This is a genomic window from Micromonospora sp. HM134 (assembly GCF_007833915.1).
Taxonomy (GTDB): Bacteria; Actinomycetota; Actinomycetes; order Mycobacteriales; family Micromonosporaceae; genus Micromonospora; species Micromonospora wenchangensis.
Window position 1 is genome coordinate 2,630,781 of sequence record NZ_CP041061.1, and the last position, 20,005, is coordinate 2,650,785.

The following is a 20,005-nucleotide window of genomic DNA, read 5'->3' on the forward strand; positions in this document are numbered from 1 at the left end:
CCCGCCCAGCCGGACGCCCACCGAGAAGCTGGAATATCCGACGAAACCGGCACTCGAGAAAGCAGGATGTTCACTGATGTACCGACTAGGCGTTGATGTCGGTGGCACGTTCACGGACGTTCTTCTGATCGAAGAGGCGACCGGGAGGACCCGCCGGACGAAGGTGCCCTCGACGCCCCAGGACCAGTCCGTCGGGGTGCTCGAAGGCGTGACCCGGGTGCTCGCGGACGCCGCGGCCCGTGCGGCGGACGTCCGCCAGTTCCTGCACGGAACGACCGTCGCCACGAACGCGGTGCTGGAGCGGCGTGGGGCCCGGGTGGGCCTGGTGGTGACCGTCGGCTACCGACAGGTCCTGCACATCGCCAGGTCCTTCGTGCCGGGCGGACTCGGCGGCTGGATCGTCTGGGACCGGCCGGCCGAACTGGTTGCGCTGGAGGACGTCCGCGAGGTCGGGGGCCGCCTGGATGCCCGGGGTGAGGAGATCGAACCGTTGGACGAGGCGGCCGTGCGCGACGCGGTCCGCCACCTCGTCGAGCGCGGGGTGGACGCCCTCGCCATCGGCTTCGTCAACTCCTACGCCAACCCCGCCCACGAACTGCGGGCGGCCGAGATCGCCGTGGCCGAGGCACCCGGCCTGCCGGTCTCCACCTCCGCTGGGGTCCTCCCCGAGTTGGGCGAGTACGAGCGGACGCTGACCACCGTGGCCAACGCCTACGTCCGCCCCGGTGTCGGCTCGTACCTGCGCAACCTGAGCGTCAAACTGACCGCCGAAGGGCTGGTCGGTGAGCGCCGGGTGCTCCGCTCCGACGGCGGTCTGATGACCTTCGAACGGGCCGAGGACATCCCGGTCAGCCTCCTGATGAGCGGTCCCGCCGGAGGGGTGGCGGCGGCGGTGGCCCTCGGGCCGGCGGCCGGCCACCCGGACCTGCTCACCCTGGACATGGGCGGCACCTCCACCGACGTCGCCCTGATCGAGAACGGCACCCCGGTCATCCGACGCGAGACGACGGTGGCCGACCTGGCCGTCCGGGCCCCGTCCATCGACGTGCAGACGGTCGGCGCCGGTGGGGGTTCGATCGCGCACGTGCCCGAGCTGACCGGCGCGCTGCGGGTCGGACCGGCCAGCGCCGGTGCCCTGCCCGGCCCGGCGACCTACGGTCGTGGCGGTGTGCTTCCCACGGTCACCGACGCGAACGTGGTGCTCGGCTACCTCCCGCACGCGTTGCTGGGCGGTGCGATGCCACTCGACGTCGACAAGGCCCGCACGGCGGTAGGCTCCGTCGCGTCCCGGCTCGGGGTGTCCGTGGAGGCCGCCGCCGCCGCGATCGTCGACATCGTCAACGAGAACATGCTCGGTGCGCTGAGGCTGGTCTCGGTGCAGCGCGGTTACGACCCGCGGCGGTTCGCGCTGTTCGGCTTCGGCGGTGCCGGCCCACTGCACGTCAACGCCCTGGCCAAGCTCCTCGGATCCTGGCCGGTGGTGATCCCCCAGTCGCCGGGGGTGCTCTGTGCCTACGGAGACGCCTCGACCGGGGTCCGGGCAGAGGCGAACAAGTCTCTGGTGCGCCCGCTCGACGACCTTGACGAGGAGCACCTCGGGCGCGAGTTCGCCGAGCTGGCGGCCCGTATCGGCGCGGAGTTCGACCGGGCCGAGGTGCCCGCTGAGGCTCGCACCATCCGGTACGAGGCGGACGTCCGGTACCACGGCCAGGGCTTCGAGGTCTCCGTCGACGTCGGCTCGTCCCGGCGGGAGGCGCTGCTTCCCAAGCTGCGCCACGGCTTCGACGAGGCGCACCGGCGGCTGTTCGGCTTCGCCCTCGACGAGCAGCACGAGATCGTCAACATCCGGGCGGTGGGGGTCTCGGACGCCGAACGGATCAAGCCCGTCGAGATCGAGCAGGGTGACCGTGATGCGTCCCGGGCGGTGATCGGCCGGCAGCAGGTGTACGTCGACGGTGGTTGGCAGGAGGCGTCGCTCTACGACCGGACGGCGTTGCGGGCCGGCAACGAGCTGCCCGGGCCGGCGATCGTCGTCGAGATGGATTCGACCAGCCTGGTGCTGCCGGGCTGCGTCGCGCGTGTCGACAGGCTGGGCAACCTGCTCATCCTGCCCGCCGAGGAGGGAGTGGCGCGATGAGTGCGGTCATCGTCGAGACCCCACGTCCGCAGGGTCCGGTCGGGGTCGAGACCGCGGTGCTCGACATCGTCGAGAATGCGCTGCGCAACGCCCGGTTCGAGATGGACGCCGTGGTCCTGCGGACCGCGATGTCGCCCGGCATCCGGGAACAGCACGACGCCTTCCCGCTGATCGCCGACCGGCACGGTCGGATGGTCGCCGGCCAGTTCGGCTCATTTATCGACGGTTTTCTGTCTGGATACGACGGAACCGTCGAGGAGGGCGACGTCTTCTTCACCTCCGACCCCTACGCCTGCGAGGGCGCCATCAGCCACGCCAACGACTGGCTGGTGCTGCTGCCGATCTACTTCGAGGGGTCGCTGGTCGGCTGGGCGGCGATGTTCGGCCACATGAGCGACGTCGGGGGCAAGGTGCCCGGCAGCCTCCCCACCGACGCGGTGTCGATCCACGAGGAGGGGGTGATCGTCCCGCCGGTGAAGCTGCTGCGGGGCGGCACGCTCGACCAGCAGCTCCTCGACACGATCCTGAACCAGGTTCGCCTGCCCAGCTGGAACCGGGCGGACCTGAACGCGGTGCTGGCCTCCTGCCGGACCGCCGAGACCCGGGTACGCGAACTGTGCGAACGGTTCGGCGCGGACACCTACCTGTCGACGCTCGACCTGCTGCTGGAGCGCAACCGGCAGGCGATGGCGAAGCTCTTCCGCCAGGTCGTCCCGGAGCAGCCGGTCACCTTCGAGGACTTCGTCGACGACGACGGGCGCGGTCAGGGGCCGTTCCGGATCCGGTGCACCCTGTGGCGTACCGGCGACCGGGTGGTGCTCGACTTCACCGGGACCAGCGAGCAGGCCGAGGGCTCGATCAACTTCTTGCTCAACGAGAACGTCCTGCGGATGTTCTTCGGGGTCTACACGATCATGGCGGTCGACCCGATGATCCTGTTCAACGACGGGTTCTATCCCCTGGTCGACGTCCGGATCCCGGAGGGCAGCCTGCTCAAGCCCCGCCGACCGGCGGCCATCTCGTGCCGTACCCACGCGCTGGGCCGGCTCTTCGACGTCCTTGCCGGACTGCTCGGGCAGTGTCAGCCGGAGTTCCTCGCCGCCGCCGGCTTCTCCTCCAGCCCGCACCTGATGTACTCCGGGCTGGACCGTTCCGGCACCTGGTTCCAGCTCTACCAGATCGGCTTCGGGGGCGTTCCCGCCCGGCCGGTCGGCGACGGCTTCGACGGGCACTCGATGTGGCCCTCGTTCACCAACGTGCCGAACGAGTACCTGGAGGCGTACTACCCGCTGCGGATCGAAGCCTACGAGTCGGTCCCGGACTCCGGGGGTGCGGGCCTGCACCGGGGCGGCAACGGCATCCGGGTCGGCTACCGGTTTCTCGAACCGGGCGAGGTGTCGATCCACGACGACCGTTGGTTCACCAAGCCCTGGGGGGTGCTCGGCGGTGAACCGGGCGAACGCGGGACCAAGATCCTGGAGCGGCCTGACGACTCGCGGCAGGTCGTGCCGGCCAAGTGCGATCGGCTCGCCGTGCGCCCCGGTGACCTCCTGCACTTCGTGACCTGGGGTGGTGGCGGCTGGGGAGACCCGCTCGAACGGGACCCCGAACTGGTTCGACACGACGTCGAGCGGGGCCTGGTCACCGCCGAGGGTGCCCGACGGTACGGGGTGGTCCTCACCGGCGGTGCCGTCGACCTCGACGGCACCCGCGCGTTGCGGGCACGGTTGGCGGCCGGCCGGGGGGAGCTGCCCCGCTTCAACCGGGGCGGCACGCTGGAGGAACTGGCCGCCAGGTGCCTGACGGAGACCGGGCTGGCGGCCCCGCGTGATCCGTCGCGGACGCCACGGCCGCAGGAGCCGACCGCCGGCCCGCCCGCCGTGGCCACCCGGGTCCGACCGACCGCCGCGGAGGCGGGGCCGGGCGGCGGGCGGCCCGCCGGGTCGACCGCCCGGCCGGAGTCGGCGGCGCAGTCGCCGCTGGAGGTGTTCGTGCATCACATCGCCCGGCAGTTGACCGGGCGATGATCCACCACCGCTTCGGGCCGCTACGGCCCTGGGCGAACGACGGGCACCCGCCCGTCGACGAACTCTCGAAGGAGAACTGTCATGGCTGACCTGCAGATGTCCGCGCTCGGCATGATCGAAACCCGTGGCCTGGTCGCGGCGATCGAGGCCGCCGACGCGATGGTCAAGGCTGCCACCGTGGTCCTGGTGGGTACCGAGTACGTCGGCGGTGGCCTGGTCACCGTGGTCGTCCGGGGTGACGTCGGTGCGGTCAAGGCCGCCACGGACGCCGGGGCGGCCAGCGCCTCCCGGCTCGGTGAGGTCGTCTCCGTGCACGTCATCCCGCGTCCGCACGGCGAGGTCGAGGCGATCCTGCCGACCGGGGCGACCCGGGGTGGAACGAAGGCCTGACCGGGGCCGCCGCGTGCTCACCGAAGGAGTTGACACATGAGTCGGGTATGGACTGCTGTCGATATCGAAGACGTCGCCCGATCGCACGAGCCGCGCGAGATCCTGCTGGGCCCGCGTGACCTGATCTCGCCGCACGCGGCGGACATCGCCCGGGGCCTGGGCATCGACATCCGCCGCGCCGGGCAGGACGCGCCGACGACACCAATCGGGCCGGTCCGCGACGACGACAAGGCGGCGGACGGCCCGGGCGCGACGACGGGTGGATGCGACGACGCCGACGGCTGCTCGTGCGGCTGCGAGGGTGCGCAGGAGGCGGAGCGGACCATCCGTACCATCGCCGCCGCCGTCCAGTCGGCGAACCCGGACGCGGACGCGTCGACGGTCGCCAACGAGACCCTGCGGGCGCTCGGCGCGTTCGGTGGGCCCGGGGTGGGCAGCCCGGAGCAGGCGCAGCCGCTGCCCGGGCAGCAACTGCCCAAGAAGGCCAAGGGGGCACGTCCCCAGTTCTTCGCGGAGCCGGGCATGGAGGCCGTCGTCTCGACGCTGGTGACCCTCTCGTCCGAGGTATGGGTGCTGCGCGAGCGGGTGATGACGCTGGAACAGCTGCTCGCCGACCGGCGCGTGCTGGACCGTGGCGCGGTGGACGACTTCACCGTCTCCGCGCAGGACGCGCAGGTCCGCGACACCGAGGCGGCGGCCTTCGTCGCCCGCGTGCTGCGGGTCTTCTACGAATGGCGTGAGGAGATCGTGCGGGAGGAGACCCCGGAGTCGTACCGGGAGGTCATCCGACGGGCTTTCACGCAGGTGGGGGAGGGACAGTGAAGCAACAGCAGCGGCACGGCCTGTTGCCGCAGGAGAACCACGACGAACTCGCCCGGGAGAACTTCGTCCGGGCACTGAAGTCGCACATCTCCACCGACGTGACGCCCGGGGTGCGGGAGCTGTACGTGCACCGCGTGGCACCCCGGTACCAACGCGAGATGGGAGTCGCGCCCCGGGACCGGGAGACGGTGCGCCGGGTGATGGAACCGGAGCCGTACTACCAGCTCTGGAGCTCCGTCCGCCGGGCGAGCCAGGATCTGCTCTGGAACGTGGTGTCGGACAGCATCGCCCGCCAGCTCGACGACCTGAAGGCGCGGGCGGACACCGCAGGGCGGAAACTCGGTTCGCTCGAACTCGATCCCGACTTCACGCTGCCCTGGTACTTCTGGGGCATCGACATCCACGCCATGCCCGGTGGCTACCGGGGCGAGTACGCACCGGACGACCTCACCGTCGGGGCCCTCTACGACCGGGGCGTCTACGTGTACGCCATGGGCCAGATGGGTGCGCTCAACGACGACTACGGCCAATCCGTGGTCAACAACTACCTCAAGAAGGAGCACCGGGACTTCCGTCCCCGCCGCATCCTGGAGGTCGGATGCGGGGTGGGCAACTCGACACTGCCGTACGTCGAGGCCTACCCGGACGCCGAGGTGCACGGCATCGACGTCGGCGCGGCCCTGCTCCGGTACGCCCACGGTCGGGCGGAGTCCCTCGGCCGGAAGGTGCACTTCTCGCAGCAGAACGCCGAGGCGACGACGTTCCCCTCGGGCCACTTCGACCTGGTCGTCTCACACATTCTGCTGCACGAGATGCCACCGGACGCGGTCCGCGCGGTCCTGAAGGAGTGTCACCGGCTGCTGGCCCCCGGCGGCATCATGATCCACGCTGACTTCCCGGGCTACGCGGGGCTGGACCCGCTGGTGCAGTTCCTCATCGACTGGGACACCTGGAACAACAACGAGCCCTTCTGGGGCCCGATGCGGGACATGGATCTCGTCCAGGCCGCCCGGGACGCGGGATTCACCGGCGACTGCTCGGAGCTGTCCTGCAAGCGGGAGTGCGTCGAGGAGGTCACCGCCCCGACCGGTCGGGTGCTACAGAGCGGCGAGCGGCAACGCAGTGGCACCCTCGCGCTGCTGGTGGGCAGGCGCTGACATGCCGCACAGCAATGTTGAACTGCGGACGTACGCGTTCGTGGACCGGCTGCAACCGCAGATGGCGGCCCTGCTCGGTAGCGTGATGTCGGGGGACCCCGTCGTCGAGGGGATGTCCCAGCTCTATCTGGAGATCTCCCCGGGCAGTGACGTCTACGCGCTGGTCGACGCGGCCGTCAAGGCCGCCGGGGTCCGTCCCGGTTCCCAGGTCGTCGAGCGGCAGTACGGCATGACGGAACTGCACTCGGTGTCGCAGGACGCGGTCCACCAGGCCGGCCGGACCATCCTCGACCTGCTCAAGATGACCGAGGCGGACGCGCGACCGGCGGAACTGGTGTCGGCCAAGATGATCTCCAACATCGACGCCTACCAGGCGCAGCTGGTGAACCGCTCCCGCAAGGGTTCGCTGCTGGTGGCCGGTGAGTCGATGCTCGTCGTCGAGTGCGAGCCGGCGGCCTACATCTCGGCCGTCGGCAACGAGGTGGAGAAATCGGCGGACATCAAGATCGTGGATGTCCGGGGGGTCGGTCAGTTCGGCCGGCTGTGGGTCTCGGGCCTGCACTCGGAGGTCGACTCGGCGCGGGACGCCGTCCGGCAGGCCTTCGACACCAAGCCCTGGTCCAAACGACGCTAGTGAAACGAGGTGATCCGGAGTGCGTATCGCCCGGGTGATCGGATCGGTCGTCAGCACCGTCAAGGCCGACGCACTGACCGGAGCCAAGCTGCTCGTCGTCGTGCCCCTGGGGGAGACGCCCGCTGCGGAGCCGTTCGTCGCGGTCGACACGGTCGGCGCCGGTCGGGGAGAGGTCGTCCTCATCGCCACCGGTGGAGCCGCGCGGCTGGCCGATCGGCAACCCACCCAGGCGCCCGTGGACTCCACCATCGTCGCGATCGTCGACCGGCTGGAGACCGACACATGGGTCAACTACGTAAAGGACTGACGTGGACCTCTGGGATGCGGGTGCCCTCGGCGTCGTCGAGACGCAGGGACTGGCCGCCGCGATCGTCGCCGTCGACGCGATGACGAAGGCTGCCGAAGTGACAGTGATCGGCGTGCGACGAATCGGTGGCGGTCTCGTCACGGTGTCGTTCATCGGTGACATCGCCTCGGTGACGGCGGCGGCCGAGAGCGCCCGGCAGGCCGTCACGGCAACCGGTGGGTCGCTCACCTCGACCGTCATCGGCCGACCCGCCGTGCCGGCGGATCTCTTCCGAGACACCGCCCCGGGCGAGCAGCGCCCGCCAGCCACCAGCGCGGCCGAGGCGCCGAGCCCGCCGGCTGAACCCGCCGCACCCGAGCCGACCGGCCCACCGGACCGGGCCACGGGCACCGGCGATCCCGGCGCGAGCGGCACCGTCCCGAAGCGGCGGGCCACACGGCCGGGCACCCGCAAGCGGCCGGCGCCACCGTCGACCGGCGGGCCCGGACCGTCACCCGGCGCACCGACCGACCAGCCAGGAGGGACGTGACATGCGCGGATACGTCGGCCCGGACGGTGCGCAGATCCACTACCGGGCCAGCGGCGTCCAGGGGCCCACGGTGGTGTTGTTCCACGAGTCGCCGCAGGCGTCCAACGTCTTCGCCCCGGCCATGCCCGCCCTCGGCCGGTCGCTGCGCGCCTACGCCTTCGACACCCCCGGCTACGGGCTCTCCGACCCGCCCCCGCATCCCCTGGACATCCCCGGCTACGCCCGCCTGCTGCTGCAGGCGATCGACACGCTGGGCATCGAGACGTTCGCCGTCGTCGGTCAGCACACCGGCGCCTCCCTGGCACTCGCGGTCGCCCACCTCGCGGCGCCCGGCCGGGTCACCCACGCGGTCCTGTCCGGACTCGTCCTCGACCGGGCCGAACGTGAGGAACTGGGTGCCTCGTGGGCGCCGGACCGGCCGATCGATCCGGACGGTGGGCACCTGCGGGACCTGTGGACGCGGTACGCGCAGCTGTGGGAACGTCCCCCGGAACTGGTCAACCTCGCCGTGGCGAACATCGCGTCGGTCTTCGGCAGGTACAACTGGTCGTACCGGGCCGCCTTCGGGTACGACCCGGTGGAGCCGTTGCGGGCCCTGCCCTGCCCGGTGCTGCTGCTGACCGCCGAACGGGACATGCTCGCCCACTGCGACGCGCTCGCGCTGACGATCCGTCCCGACGCGAAGGCCGTCCGGCTCACCGACACCACCGGCCAGCTGCCGTGGCGGGTGCCGGAGGAGTTCGCCTCGGTGCTGTCGTCCTTCGTCACCGGTCCGGAGCCACCGACCCAGCGGCCGTCTCCGACTGAGGAGGGGCGTCGTGGCTGAGGACGCCGATGTGCTGGTCATCGGGGCCGGCACCGCCGGCCTGCCCTGCGCGGTCGAGGCCGCCCGGGCCGGGCTGCGGGTCGAGCTGATCGAGGCGGACGCCGACATCGGCGGCACGCTGCGGGTGTCGGCAGGGCACCTGAGCGCTGCGGGTACCCGCCGGCAGCGGCGGGCGGGCATCGACGACGACTCGGACCGGCACTACGCCGACGTGCTGCGCATCGGACACCAGCAGGGGGACCATGCCCTCATCCGGCTCGCCGTCGACGAGGCCGCCGGGGTCGTCGACTGGTTGGACGACAACGGCTTCCCGTTCGCCCCCGGCACGCCGGTGGTCTACCACGGGCACTCGCCGTACTCCCGGCCCCGGACGTACTGGGGTGTCGGGCACGGGCGGTCGATCCGCGAGACGCTGCGGCCCATGCTCGACGAGCAGGTGGCCCGGGGGAGGATCCGGCTGCGGCTGCGTTCCCGCGCCGAACGCCTGACCAGCGGGGGCGGGGCGGTCACCGGTGCCGTCGTGCGCACCCCCGAGGGGCCCCGGGAGCTGCGCGCGGGCGTCACGGTCCTCGCCTCGGGCGGCTACGGGGCCAATCCCGACCTGTTCGCCGCGCTGACGCCGGGCGGACCACGCCTGGTGACCAACGCGGTCCCGACCTCGACGGGTGCCGCGATCGACATGGCGGTGCCGCTGGGGGCGCATGTCCGCTTCGGCGACCTGCACACTCCCCGCCTCGGCCTGCTCGAACGCCGCTCGCAGCCGGGTCGGGTGGACTTCTGGTCGGAGCTGGCGAGCCTCGCGCCGGCGGAGCGTCCGCCCCGGGAGATCTGGGTGAACGCGGCCGGGGAACGCTTCGTCGCCGAGGACCTCGACGACGTCACGCGCCACGAGCGGGCCGTGCAGGAACAGCGCGGGGCCGAGTTCTGGATCGTCGGCGACGAGGCCGGCGTGGTGGCGGGCGCGCCGTTGGTGCCGGCGTGGGACGCCGGGCGGTTTCGGGCCGAGGTGGCCCGGGGGGACACCGCCTGGGTCGCCGACGACCTCGTGGGTCTCGCCCGCCGGGCGGGGATCGACCCGGCAGGGCTGGCGCGCACGGTGCGCGAGTACAACCTGGCGGTCGACCGGGGCGAGGATCCGTGGGGGCGGCAGGCCCTCGACCACCGGATCGGCCGACCGCCCTTCTACGCGGTGCGGTCGGTGGCCGCGCTGTTGTGCAGCTTCGGCGGATTGGACGTCGACACCGGTCTGCGGGTCCGGCGTGCCGGTGGCGGTGTGGTGCCCGGGCTGTTCGCCATCGGGGAGGCCCTCGGGATGGGGGCCACCAGCGGGGCCGCGTTCTGCGGCGGGATGGCGGTGACCCCGGCGCTGGCGTTCGGGCGGCTGCTCGGCCGGCGGCTGGGCGGGCAGACGTGATCACCGCAGCCTGATCCCGACTGTTCTGTATGCACGAATGTCCGACTGTGTACCCCCTTGTGTTCACGACTAGGAAAAACCGTTGTTGACAGCGAGTGGGATTGAGTTGTTGTATACAACGACCACTCGGCGGTTGCTATGAGAGGTGTTCATGTCCAGCGATTTGCACCCCGACGGACCGCTTCACGGCGTGCGCGTGGTCGAGTTCGGCTCCCTGCTCGCCGGCCCCTTCTGCGGCCAGCTGCTAGCCGACTTCGGCGCCGAAGTGATCAAGTGCGAGCCACCACGCCAGGGCGACCCGATGCGCGACTGGGGTCAGGAGAAGCCGCACGGCAAGTCGCTCTGGTGGCCGATCGTGGCGCGCAACAAGAAGTCGGTCACCGTCGACCTGCGGACACCCGAGGGGCAGGCCGTCGCCCGGCGGTTGATCGCCCAGTGCGACGTGGTGGTCGAGAACTTCCGCCCCGGCACGATGCAGCGCTGGGGACTCGGCTACGAGCAGCTGTCGGCGGACAACCCCGGCCTGGTCATGGTCCAGGTCTCCGGCTTCGGGCAGGACGGCCCCTACTCCGCACGACCCGGCTACGGCTCGGTCGGAGAGGCGATGGGTGGCCTGCGGTACGTCGTCGGCGACCCCCGCACCCCACCGAGCCGGGTGGGCATCAGCCTCGGCGACTCGCTGGCCGGCACCTTCGCCGCGCTGGGCGCGCTGCTGGCGCTGCGGGTGCGTGACCGGACCGGCCGCGGTCAGGTCGTCGACTCCGCCATCTACGAGGCGGTGCTGGCGATGATGGAGTCGCTGCTTCCCGAGTACGCCCTGGCCGGTCACGTCCGTGAGCGCACCGGTGCGATCCTGCCCAACATCGCCCCCTCCAACGTCTATCCGACCCGCGACGACGGGCTGGTGCTCATCGCGGCCAACCAGGACACCGTGTTCCGGCGGCTGGCGACGGCCATGGAAATGACGGAGCTGGGCACCGACCCGCGCTTCGCCACCCACGCCGCCCGGGGCCACCACCAGGCCGAGCTGGACGGGATCATCGCGAAATGGTCTGAGCAGCACGACACCGAGCAGCTGATGGCGGTGATGGTGACGCACGACGTGCCGGTGGGCCAGGTCTACCGGGCCCCGGAGATGCTGCGCGACGAACACTTCGCCGCCCGCGAGGCGATCGTCCGGGTCGCGCACCCCGAGTTCGGCGAGTTCCCCATGCAGAACGTCGTACCGCGGCTGTCGGCCACTCCGGGGCGGGTCAGGTGGACCGGGCCGCAGCTCGGCGAGCACACCGACGAGGTCCTGGCCGCCGTCGTCGGCCTGACGACGGCGGAGATCGACGGGCTGCGCACCAGCGGCGTGATCTAGAGGCGGACACGGTGAATGACCTTCAGGTGGACTACCGCAGGGCCGGCTTCGGCGCGGACCTCGGCCGCGGCTCACGCCGGGCACTGCTGCTGGTCGACTTCGTGCAGGCCTACCTCGACCCGGCGTCGCCGCTGTTCGCCGGTGACCAGGACCCGCCGGCCCTGCGGGCCTGCGCCACCCTCCTGGACACCGCCCGGCGCACCGGCGTACCCGTGATCCACACCCGCGTCGAACTCGCCCCCGGTAGCCAGGACGGCGGCCTGTTCGTGCGGAAGGTGCCCGCCCTGAGGGTCTTCGAGCGCGGCGGCGCGTTCGCCGTCGCGCCGCCGCGACTGGCCCCGGCCGCCGGCGAGACGGTCGTGACCAAGCAGTACGCCAGCGCGTTCTTCGGCACCAGCCTGGCCAGCACCCTGCGGGTGCTCGGGGTGGACGCCCTGCTCGTCGGCGGCTGTTCGACCAGCGGCTGCGTACGGGCCAGCGTGGTGGACGCGTTGCAGCACGGGTTCGTTCCGCTCGTCGTCGCCGACGCGTGCCTGGACCGGGACCCACGCCCACACGAGGCCGCGTTGTTCGACCTCGGCGCGAAGTACGCCGACATCGTCGGCCTCGACGAGGCGACGACGCTGCTCGGCTCGGCCGGAGGTGTGTGATGCGGGTCCTCGGCTACGCGCGACGGCGGGTGCTGTTCCTGCCGCTGGGGCTGCTCTCCGTCATCGCGCTGGCGTTCCTGCTGGTCAACGCGTTACCGGGCAATCCGGTCGGGGTCATCGCCGGGCCGGCCGCCTCACCGGAGGAACTGGCCGAGATCGAGCGGCGGCTCGGCCTGGACCGGCCGATGTGGGAGCGGTTCGTCGACTACCTCGGCGGCCTGCTCCGGGGCGACCTCGGTTCGTCGTACTACACCGACCGGCCGATCCTCTCCGAGATCCTGCGGTTCGCCCCGGCCACGCTCGAACTGGTCCTCCTCTCCCTGACCGTCGCCGCGGTCCTCGGCGTGGGGCTCGGCACGCTGGGCGCCTACTACAAGGGCACCATGGCCGACCGGACCTCCCGGTTCGTCATCACCACGTTCCAGTCGATCCCCGACTTCTTCCTGGCCCTGCTGCTCATCTACCTCTGCTTCTACCTGGCCGGGTGGGCACCGGCACCGGTGGGTCGGCTCGGCCTGATGGACGAGCCACCGCCGACCGTGACCGGGGCCCTGCTGCTCGACTCGCTGCTCGCCGGTGACATGGCGATCTTCCGGTCGGCGCTGGCGCACTCGATGCTGCCGGTGCTCACGCTCGGGATCTACTACTCGGCGTACTTCGCCCGCAGCACGTACGCCTCACTGGTGCCGGCGCTGGAGTCCAAACAGGTCGAGTTCGCGCGGGCCTGCGGCCTGTCCGAGCGGACCGTCCTCGCCTACGCCTTCCGCCAGGCGCGGACCCCGATCCTGACCTACGGTGGCATCCTGCTCGCCGCGCTGCTCGGCGGCGCGGCCATCATCGAGACCATCTTCTCGTGGGGTGGCTTCGGGGAATGGGCGATCGACTCCATCCTCCAGCTCGACATGCCGGCCGTGCAGGGCTTCATCCTGGCCGCCGGCCTCGGGACCCTACTGGCCTTCACCGCACTGGACATCCTGGTCGCGGCGCTCGATCCGAGGGTGCGTTATGACTGAGACGCTGACCGCAGACCCCACCACCGTCGTCGCACCGGCGGCGACGCGACGGCGCAGGAGCGGCCGGCGACTACGGCTGTGGATACCCACCGGCATCCTGACCGGCATGCTGGCGGCCGCCTACGTCGCGCCGCTGCCCTACGACCCGGCCGTGCCGCTGCCCGACACCCTCGCGGCACCCGACGGCGAGCACTGGATGGGCACCGACAAGTTCGGCCTCGACGTGTTCAGTCGCCTGGTGGCCTCGGCGGGGGTGGACATCCCGCTGGCGCTCGCCGGCATGCTGATCTCCCTGGTGATCGGCGTCCTGCTCGGGCTGGCCGCGCTGCACCGGGGCCCCTGGGGTGAGCGCGTCGTCCGCGCGCTCGACGTGTTCCAGGCCTTCCCGTTGCTGATCCTGGCGATCGCCCTGGTCGCGCTGATGGGCAACAACATCGAAAACGTCGTGGTCGCCATCGCCATCATCAACGTCCCCCGGTTCGTCCGGCTGGTCCGCAGCGAGGGCCTCACCATCCGGGAGAGCCGCTACATCGAGGCGGCGCACGCCATCGGCGCGAGCGGACCCCGGGTGATGTTCCGGCACGTCCTGCCGAACATGACCGGCATCATCCTCGCCCAGGCGTCCCTGGCGGTGGCGCACTCGATCGTGGTGATCGCCTCGCTCTCCTTCCTGGGCATCGGCATCAACGCCGCCGACGCCAGCTGGGGTGCGATGATCCAGACAGGAGCGCAGAACATGACCACCGGCCAGTGGTGGGTCTCGGTGTTCCCGGGACTGGCCATCTTCCTGACCGTGCTGTGCTTCAACGCCATCAGCGACGAGTTGCAGGACTCGTTCGGCCGGGCGAGGCAGCGATGAGCGCCCTGGACGCACTCCGCCGGTCGCGTACCCGGTCCGCCGTGCCGGACGCCGGCCGCCCCGAGGGTCGCCACCTGCTGGAGGTGAGCGGGCTGACCACCCGGTTCGACACCCCGGCCGGCCTGGTGCACGCGGTCAACAGCGTCGACTTCCACGTCGACCGGGCGGAGATCGTCGGTGTGGTGGGCGAGAGCGGGTGCGGCAAGTCGGTGACCATCCGGTCGATCCTCGGGCTGGTGCGCCCGCCGGGGCGGGTGGTCGACGGCACCGCCCGCTTCAACGGTGTCGACCTGCTCGCACTCAGCGGCGCCGAGTTACGCCGGCTGCGGGGCAAGGAGATCGGCTTCATCGCGCAGAACCCGTTCAGCGCCCTCAACCCGGTGATGCGGATCCGGCGGCAGTTCGCCAAGATCATGGCGGCGCACGGCGTCAGGTCCGAGGGCGAGGCCCACGACCGGGCCCGCGCCGCACTGGCCGACGTCGGCATCGCCGGCCCGGACCGGGTGCTCGACGGATACGCCCACCAGCTCAGCGGCGGCATGGCCCAGCGGGTCGTCATCGCGATGGCCATGCTGCTCAACCCGACCTTCGTCATCGCCGACGAGCCGACCACCGGCCTCGACCTGACCGTGCAGCGGCAGATCCTGGACCTGATCCGCGCGATGGTGAAGGAACACGAGCGTTCCATGCTGTTGGTCACCCACGATCTCGGCGTGGTCGCCCAGTACTGCGACCGGGTGGTGGTGATGTACGCCGGCCAGGTGATCGAGCACGGCACCGTCCGGGAGGTGCTGGGCACGCCCGGCCACCCGTACACGCAGGCGCTGATCCGGGCCATTCCCCGACCGGGCCAGCCCTTGGTGCACCTCACCGGGCGGCTGCCGGACCTGGTCGACTACCCGGCCGGGTGTCCCTTCCAGGCACGCTGCCCGCACGCCTTCGACCCGTGCGCCCGGGTGGTTCCCGAGCCGGTGACGACGGCGTCCGGTCACACGTACCGCTGTCACCTGCCGCAGGAGAAGGAGGCCGTACGGTGAGCCTGCTGGAGTTGGCGGAGGTCAGCAAGGAGTTCCACCTCGGCGGCGCCACCACCGTCTACGCGCTCGACGACGTGTCGTTGACGGTGGACGCCGGGGAGACCCTCGCGATCATCGGGGAGAGCGGATCCGGCAAGTCGACGCTGGGCCGGCTGGCACTGCGGCTGATCGAACCGACCCGGGGACGGGTCCACTTCGAGGGCGCCGACGTGCTGGCCCTGCCCGCCGCCGAACTGCGGAAGATGCGCGCGAAGCTTCAGATCATCTTCCAGGAGCCGTTCGAGTCGCTGAACCCCCGCATGCGGGTGGGCGACATCGTCGGTGAGCCCCTCGCCATCCACCGGCCCAGGACCCCGGTGCGGGAGCGTCGGGACCGGGTCGCCCGGGTGATCGAACAGGTCGGCCTCTCGCCGGACATGGCCCGGCGGTATCCCGGCGAACTCAGCGGTGGACAGCAGCAGCGGGTGGGCATCGCGCGGGCCATCGTGACCGAACCGTCCCTGATCGTGCTGGACGAGCCCACCTCCTCGCTCGACCTCTCGGTGCGCGCCCAGATCCTGCAACTCCTCGCCGACCTGCAGGCGGAGCTGGGCATGGGATACCTGTTCATCTCCCACGACATCCACACGGTCCGGTACGTCAGCGACCGGATCGCCGTGATGTACCGGGGACGGGTCGTGGAGACCGGCCCCTCCGAGCGGGTGTTCGCCGACCCCCAGCACCCGTACACCCGGGCCTTGCTGGCCGCGGCGCTGCCCGTCGACCCCGACCAGGAGCTGCCGCCGGCGCGACTGGTCGGTGACCCGCTGAGCCCGACCCAGCTCGTGCAGGGCTGCGTGCTGTACGGACGGTGTCCGGTGGGTGAGGACCGTTGTGTACAGACTGAGGTGAGGCTGACCCCGATCGACGTTGGCCGCGAGGTGGCCTGCATCAAGCCGGGCGCGCCGGGGAGCTGACGTCGGCTCCCCGGCGCGGGCCGGCCGCCCCGCTCAGAGGTCGGGGCTGTTCACCATGGCGTCCAGCAGGACCCGGCGCGCGGCCAGGACGTGGGCCCGCATGGTGCTCGACGCCCACTCGGCGTCGCGGGCCTTCAACGCCGCGACGAGGTCGCGGTGGTGCGCCATGCTGCGGGCCAGCGCGTCCGGGGTGTAGAGGCGGAAGGCCCGGACGATCAGCGGCACCTCCACGACCGCTGACAGCAACGAGGTGAGCCGCTGGCTGGCGGCGGCGCCGATGACGATGGCGTGCAGTTCGGAGTTGAGGGTGGCGATCTCGTCCAGGTCCTGCGGGCTCATCCGTTGCGCCCGCTGCTCCATCTGGTCACAGAGCAGGCTCAGCCGTGGCAGGTGCTCGGGGTCGATGCGCTGGGCGGCCAGGGCGGCACCGTAGCTCTCCAGCCGGGCCCGGATCTCGTAGGTCTCCTGGAGGTCGCTGAGCGACCACTCGGCGACCCGGGCCCCCCGATTGGGCTGGAAGACGACGAGGCCCTCTGCGGTGAGCCGGCGCAGGGCCTCCCGGATCGGGGTCCTGCTCACCCCGAACTGCCGGGACAGCTCCACCTCGCCGAGCCGTTCCCGAGGGCGGATCGCGCCACTGAGAATCGCCCCCCGCAATGCCTCGTAGGCATCCTCTGCGGCATTCGTCACTCGTGCCTCCGTGATGTGAGCGGCGTGCGGCAGTTCTCCTTGCCGCCTACCCCGACGGCCTGAGATTGTATACACATGATGGTGAACGTGGTGGAGGTGTCCCCTCGGGACGGCCTGCAGAACGAGTCCGAGATCCTGCCGACGTCGAGCAAGATCGAGTTGATCCGGCGGTGTGTCGACGCGGGTGCCCGACGTGTCGAGGCGGTGTCGTTCGTCCGCCCGGACCGGGTACCCCAGATGGCCGACGCGGAAGCCGTCATGGCCGGCGTGCCCCGGCGCAGCGACGTGTCGTACATCGGCCTGGTGCTCAACCGGCGCGGGCTGGACCGCGCGCTCGCAACCGGGGTCGACGAGGTCAACTGCGTCGTCGTGGCGACGGAGACCTTCAGCCGACGCAACCAGGGTGCCTCCGTCGACGCGATGGTCCGGGCCTGGTCCGACATCGCCGAGGCCGCCCACACGGCCGGCCTACGGGCCAGCGTGACGGTGGCCGCCGCGTTCGGCTGCCCCTTCGAGGGAGACGTCGCCCCGGCGGCTGTCGGTGACCTCGTCCGTCGGCTCGCCGCCAGCGGACCCGACGAGATCGCGTTGGCCGACACCATCGGGGTGGGGGTACCCGTGCAGGTTCGGGAACTGGTCGCGGCGGCGATCACGGCGGCTCCGGGCGTACCGCTGCGCGCCCACTTCCACGACACCCGCAACACCGGCATCGCCAACGCCCTCGCGGCGGTCGAGGCCGGTGTCACGGCGCTCGACGCGAGCGTCGGCGGCATCGGCGGCTGCCCGTTCGCCCCCGCTGCGACCGGCAACGTCGCGACCGAGGACCTGCTCTACGCCCTGGCCCGCTCCGGGCACTCGACCGGTCTCGACCCCCGCGGCGTCACCGAGACGGCGGCATGGATCGGTGCGCAGCTCGGCATGACCAGCCTGCCGGGTGCGCTCGGTCGGGCCGGCTGGTTCCCGGGACCGCCCCCGCAGGGCTGACCGGTGTGATCGCCGACCAGCCACCCGCCCCATCCCGCCGGGCGGGCCGCCCGGCACCGGTCACACGGTACGTCCCACCGACACGCCGGATCGGTGCGCGGCGGAGATTCGGGACTCCCTTGTGGTCTCGCCGGAATGGGAGACTGGGGCGTGCCGCGTCACGCCGTCGGAAACCCAGCGGAACACCACCGCGTCAGTTCGGTGCCGGCGTGATCGCGGGCCACTGGGAGGTCGTCGTGGTCGGCGGCCGGATCGCCGGGGCGTCCACCGCGTGGGCGCTCGCGCCGTACGCCGAGCGGGTCCTCGTCCTGGACGCCTCGCGGCCCACCACGTTCTGGCCGCAACAGTCCACCTGGGACCGGTCCGGCAACCTCGCCTGGTCCGCACTCGGCCTGCTGGAGACGGTCCTGGCCTGCGGTGCCCCGCGTACCTACGGCGACACCCAACGCATCGGCGAGGACGTGGTCGAGCGGGTCTACCCGTGTGAGGACGCCTATTCGTTCCGGATGAGCGTGCCCCGCGAGGTGCTGGACCCGGCGCTGCTGGCCGCAGCGCGCAGCCGGGGCAACGTCACCGTGTCGCGTCCGGCCCGGGTGCGGGACCTCACGATCGAGGCCGGCCGGGTACGCGGGGCGACCGTGCGCCACGGCGCGGTGGACAGCCAGGTGACCTGCGACCTGCTGGTGCTCGCCGACGGCCGGCTGTCCCGCAACGCCGAACGGGTGGGGGCGGTCGCCTACCGGGTTGTGGAGTCACCGTGGTTCGCGCTGCTGGCGTACTACGAGAACCTGCCGCTGCCCACCGACCGTTCGTACTTCTCCCTGCAGGACCGCAGCGTGCTCATCTCGACCCCCTGCGGTGACGGGCGGTGGTGCGTGGCGCTGGATCTGCACCAGAGCCTGATCGACGCGACCGGGCAGCACCCGGCGCGGTCGTTCGAGCGGCTGGTGCGCGACGACCCGTACCTCGGCCCGGCCGTCGCCGCCGGCCGCCGGAGCACCCCCATCGGCGGTGCCGGGCGGATGCGGATGCTGCGCCGGCCGATGAGCGGGCCCGGGTGGTGCCTGGTCGGCGACGCCGGATACCACCTGGACCCGGTCACCGCCCAGGGCACCCGGGCGGCCCTGGTGACGGCCCGGATCCTGCGCGACCGGGTCGCCGGGGCCGGCGGCGTGCGGGGCGCGGACCTGACCGGTCTGACCGAGGAACGCGACGGCGCTCTCGACGACGACTGGGCCTACACCGAGCAGATCGTGCGCGGCTGACCCGTCGTCGAGCCGGCGTTCAGCTGCGGCCCGCGACCCCGGGGGCGGTCATCCGGCCGGCCGGGTGCCGTTGACGGTCACCCGCTGGCCGTAGCGGGAGTGCGGGTAGTAGTCCCACACGGCGTGGTGCTGGGTGCAGCGGTTGTCCCAGAACACCAGCGTGTTGGGTGTCCAGCGGACCCGGCAGCTCAGGATCGGCTGCTGGGCGACCCAACCGAACAGCATGTCCAGCAGCGCCCTGCTCTCGTACCGGGAGAGCTGCACGATGTGCGAGGTGAAGCCGGCGTTGACGAAGAGCAGCCGACGGCCGGTCTCCGGGTGGCGTACGACGACCGGGTGTTCGCTCTTGGGCACGACGTACTCCGGCGGGGGAGTGTGACCCTGCCAGGGGATCAGCCCGTCGTGGATCGCGGTCAGGCCGTCGAGGAAGGCCCGCATCGGTGGGGAGAGCATCTCGTACGCCAGGTGCATGTTCGCCCAGAGGGTGTCGCCGCCGACGCCGATCTGCGGTGTCCGGGTGACGTAGAGCATCGAACCCAGCGACGGTTCGGCCTCGGCCGTGCCGTCGGTGTGCCAGTCCTCGCCGGCCACGAAACGGGAGTCCGGGCCGGCGCTGATCTCCAGGATGGCCGGGTCGCCGCCGTCGAGGTCGGCCAGGGGCTGCTGGCGCAGCTCGCCGAAGTGGCCGGCGAAGCGTTTGTGTTCCTCGGCGGTGAGCACCTGGTCGCGGAAGACCAGCACGTGATGGGTGAGGAAGGCGCGCCTGATCTCGGCCAGTTGCTGCTCGGTCAGCTCGCCGGCGAGGTCGACGCCGGAGACCTCCGCGCCGATGACCGGGGAGATCGGTTGGACGGTGATGGTGTCGTAGTGCTCGGGCGGGCGGGTGGTCGCCCGCTCGACGGCGGCAAGGACGTGCTCTTCCACGTGCTCCTCCTGATTCCGGTG

Annotated in this window: 20 protein-coding genes; 18 read left to right on the forward strand and 2 right to left on the reverse strand. The window is 71.6% G+C overall.

Features of this window, described 5'->3' with window-relative positions:
* Window positions 1-76 precede the first annotated feature (76 nt).
* From FJK98_RS11750 to FJK98_RS11825, 16 genes are all read left to right on the forward strand, one after another.
* Window positions 77-2,137 carry a hydantoinase/oxoprolinase family protein gene (locus FJK98_RS11750; RefSeq protein WP_205789419.1) on the forward strand — a complete coding sequence of 687 codons (2,061 nt, stop codon included), beginning with the start codon at window positions 77-79 and terminating at the stop codon, window positions 2,135-2,137.
* Window positions 2,134-4,164, forward strand: a complete 2,031-nt coding sequence (locus FJK98_RS11755) for a hydantoinase B/oxoprolinase family protein (protein WP_145919055.1) — start codon at window positions 2,134-2,136, stop codon at window positions 4,162-4,164. Before FJK98_RS11750 ends, FJK98_RS11755 begins: the two co-directional genes overlap by 4 nt.
* Before the next feature lie 90 nt (window positions 4,165-4,254).
* Window positions 4,255-4,554, forward strand: coding sequence for an ethanolamine utilization microcompartment protein EutM (gene eutM, locus FJK98_RS11760; RefSeq protein WP_117230296.1), 300 nt, complete (start codon window positions 4,255-4,257; stop codon window positions 4,552-4,554).
* Between the two features lie 36 nt (window positions 4,555-4,590).
* Window positions 4,591-5,376, forward strand: a complete 786-nt coding sequence (locus tag FJK98_RS11765; protein ID WP_145919056.1) for a hypothetical protein — start codon at window positions 4,591-4,593, stop codon at window positions 5,374-5,376.
* Window positions 5,373-6,533, forward strand: coding sequence for a class I SAM-dependent methyltransferase (locus tag FJK98_RS11770; protein ID WP_145919057.1), 1,161 nt, complete (start codon window positions 5,373-5,375; stop codon window positions 6,531-6,533). The genes FJK98_RS11765 and FJK98_RS11770 overlap by 4 nt, the downstream gene beginning before the upstream one ends.
* Window position 6,534: 1 nt before the next feature.
* Entirely contained in the window at window positions 6,535-7,167 is a 633-nt protein-coding gene (locus FJK98_RS11775) for a hypothetical protein (RefSeq protein WP_145919058.1), read from the forward strand.
* A 19-nt stretch (window positions 7,168-7,186) separates the two neighbouring features.
* On the forward strand, window positions 7,187-7,474 hold the full coding sequence (locus FJK98_RS11780; RefSeq protein ID WP_145919059.1) for a EutN/CcmL family microcompartment protein: 288 nt from the start codon (window positions 7,187-7,189) through the stop codon (window positions 7,472-7,474).
* 1 nt (window position 7,475) lies between these two features.
* Window positions 7,476-8,003 (forward strand): BMC domain-containing protein, encoded by a 528-nt coding sequence (locus FJK98_RS11785; protein ID WP_145919060.1) that lies wholly within the window; start codon window positions 7,476-7,478, stop codon window positions 8,001-8,003.
* 1 nt (window position 8,004) lies between these two features.
* The gene (locus FJK98_RS11790) at window positions 8,005-8,829 is read left to right on the forward strand and encodes an alpha/beta fold hydrolase (RefSeq protein ID WP_145919061.1); all 825 of its coding nucleotides are present in this window, start codon (window positions 8,005-8,007) and stop codon (window positions 8,827-8,829) included.
* Window positions 8,822-10,243 carry an FAD-dependent oxidoreductase gene (locus FJK98_RS11795; protein WP_168222428.1) on the forward strand — a complete coding sequence of 474 codons (1,422 nt, stop codon included), beginning with the start codon at window positions 8,822-8,824 and terminating at the stop codon, window positions 10,241-10,243. Before FJK98_RS11790 ends, FJK98_RS11795 begins: the two co-directional genes overlap by 8 nt.
* A 190-nt stretch (window positions 10,244-10,433) precedes the next feature.
* Window positions 10,434-11,606 (forward strand): CaiB/BaiF CoA-transferase family protein, encoded by a 1,173-nt coding sequence (locus tag FJK98_RS11800; protein ID WP_240762761.1) that lies wholly within the window; start codon window positions 10,434-10,436, stop codon window positions 11,604-11,606.
* Between the two features lie 11 nt (window positions 11,607-11,617).
* A complete protein-coding gene (locus tag FJK98_RS11805) occupies window positions 11,618-12,256 on the forward strand; it encodes an isochorismatase family protein (RefSeq protein ID WP_145919064.1) in 639 nt (212 codons plus the stop codon).
* The gene (locus FJK98_RS11810) at window positions 12,256-13,269 is read left to right on the forward strand and encodes an ABC transporter permease (protein ID WP_145919065.1); all 1,014 of its coding nucleotides are present in this window, start codon (window positions 12,256-12,258) and stop codon (window positions 13,267-13,269) included. The genes FJK98_RS11805 and FJK98_RS11810 overlap by 1 nt, the downstream gene beginning before the upstream one ends.
* Window positions 13,262-14,128 (forward strand): ABC transporter permease, encoded by an 867-nt coding sequence (locus FJK98_RS11815; RefSeq protein ID WP_145919066.1) that lies wholly within the window; start codon window positions 13,262-13,264, stop codon window positions 14,126-14,128. Before FJK98_RS11810 ends, FJK98_RS11815 begins: the two co-directional genes overlap by 8 nt.
* A complete protein-coding gene (locus tag FJK98_RS11820) occupies window positions 14,125-15,165 on the forward strand; it encodes an ABC transporter ATP-binding protein (RefSeq protein ID WP_145919067.1) in 1,041 nt (346 codons plus the stop codon). The genes FJK98_RS11815 and FJK98_RS11820 overlap by 4 nt, the downstream gene beginning before the upstream one ends.
* Window positions 15,162-16,121 (forward strand): ABC transporter ATP-binding protein, encoded by a 960-nt coding sequence (locus tag FJK98_RS11825; protein WP_145919068.1) that lies wholly within the window; start codon window positions 15,162-15,164, stop codon window positions 16,119-16,121. Before FJK98_RS11820 ends, FJK98_RS11825 begins: the two co-directional genes overlap by 4 nt.
* 33 nt (window positions 16,122-16,154) lie before the next feature.
* On the opposite strand, the gene FJK98_RS11830 is transcribed toward FJK98_RS11825, so the two are convergent.
* Window positions 16,155-16,811, reverse strand: coding sequence for a GntR family transcriptional regulator (locus tag FJK98_RS11830; RefSeq protein ID WP_145919069.1), 657 nt, complete (start codon window positions 16,809-16,811; stop codon window positions 16,155-16,157).
* A gap of 75 nt (window positions 16,812-16,886) precedes the next feature.
* On the opposite strand from FJK98_RS11830, the gene FJK98_RS11835 reads away from it, so the two are divergent.
* Together FJK98_RS11835 and FJK98_RS11840 are read left to right on the forward strand one after the other, a co-directional pair.
* Window positions 16,887-17,795 carry a hydroxymethylglutaryl-CoA lyase gene (locus tag FJK98_RS11835; protein WP_145919070.1) on the forward strand — a complete coding sequence of 303 codons (909 nt, stop codon included), beginning with the start codon at window positions 16,887-16,889 and terminating at the stop codon, window positions 17,793-17,795.
* 209 nt (window positions 17,796-18,004) lie between these two features.
* On the forward strand, window positions 18,005-19,060 hold the full coding sequence (locus FJK98_RS11840) for an FAD-dependent monooxygenase (RefSeq protein WP_168222429.1): 1,056 nt from the start codon (window positions 18,005-18,007) through the stop codon (window positions 19,058-19,060).
* A gap of 48 nt (window positions 19,061-19,108) precedes the next feature.
* Here the strand turns inward: FJK98_RS11840 and FJK98_RS11845 are convergent, their stop codons facing one another.
* Window positions 19,109-19,984, reverse strand: a complete 876-nt coding sequence (locus FJK98_RS11845; RefSeq protein ID WP_145919072.1) for a TauD/TfdA family dioxygenase — start codon at window positions 19,982-19,984, stop codon at window positions 19,109-19,111.
* Between the last annotated feature and the right edge of the window lie 21 nt (window positions 19,985-20,005).

What these genes read in the sequence shown, in the direction of transcription:
- FJK98_RS11750 (WP_205789419.1), top strand. Translation starts at nt 77, where the DNA reads ATGTACCGACTAGGCGTTGATGTCGGTGGCACGTTCACGGACGTTCTT.
- FJK98_RS11755 (WP_145919055.1), top strand. Translation starts at nt 2,134, where the DNA reads ATGAGTGCGGTCATCGTCGAGACCCCACGTCCGCAGGGTCCGGTCGGG.
- FJK98_RS11765 (WP_145919056.1), top strand. Translation starts at nt 4,591, where the DNA reads ATGAGTCGGGTATGGACTGCTGTCGATATCGAAGACGTCGCCCGATCG.
- FJK98_RS11775 (WP_145919058.1), top strand. Translation starts at nt 6,535, where the DNA reads ATGCCGCACAGCAATGTTGAACTGCGGACGTACGCGTTCGTGGACCGG.
- FJK98_RS11790 (WP_145919061.1), top strand. Translation starts at nt 8,005, where the DNA reads ATGCGCGGATACGTCGGCCCGGACGGTGCGCAGATCCACTACCGGGCC.
- FJK98_RS11810 (WP_145919065.1), top strand. Translation starts at nt 12,256, where the DNA reads ATGCGGGTCCTCGGCTACGCGCGACGGCGGGTGCTGTTCCTGCCGCTG.
- FJK98_RS11815 (WP_145919066.1), top strand. Translation starts at nt 13,262, where the DNA reads ATGACTGAGACGCTGACCGCAGACCCCACCACCGTCGTCGCACCGGCG.
- FJK98_RS11820 (WP_145919067.1), top strand. Translation starts at nt 14,125, where the DNA reads ATGAGCGCCCTGGACGCACTCCGCCGGTCGCGTACCCGGTCCGCCGTG.
- FJK98_RS11835 (WP_145919070.1), top strand. Translation starts at nt 16,887, where the DNA reads ATGATGGTGAACGTGGTGGAGGTGTCCCCTCGGGACGGCCTGCAGAAC.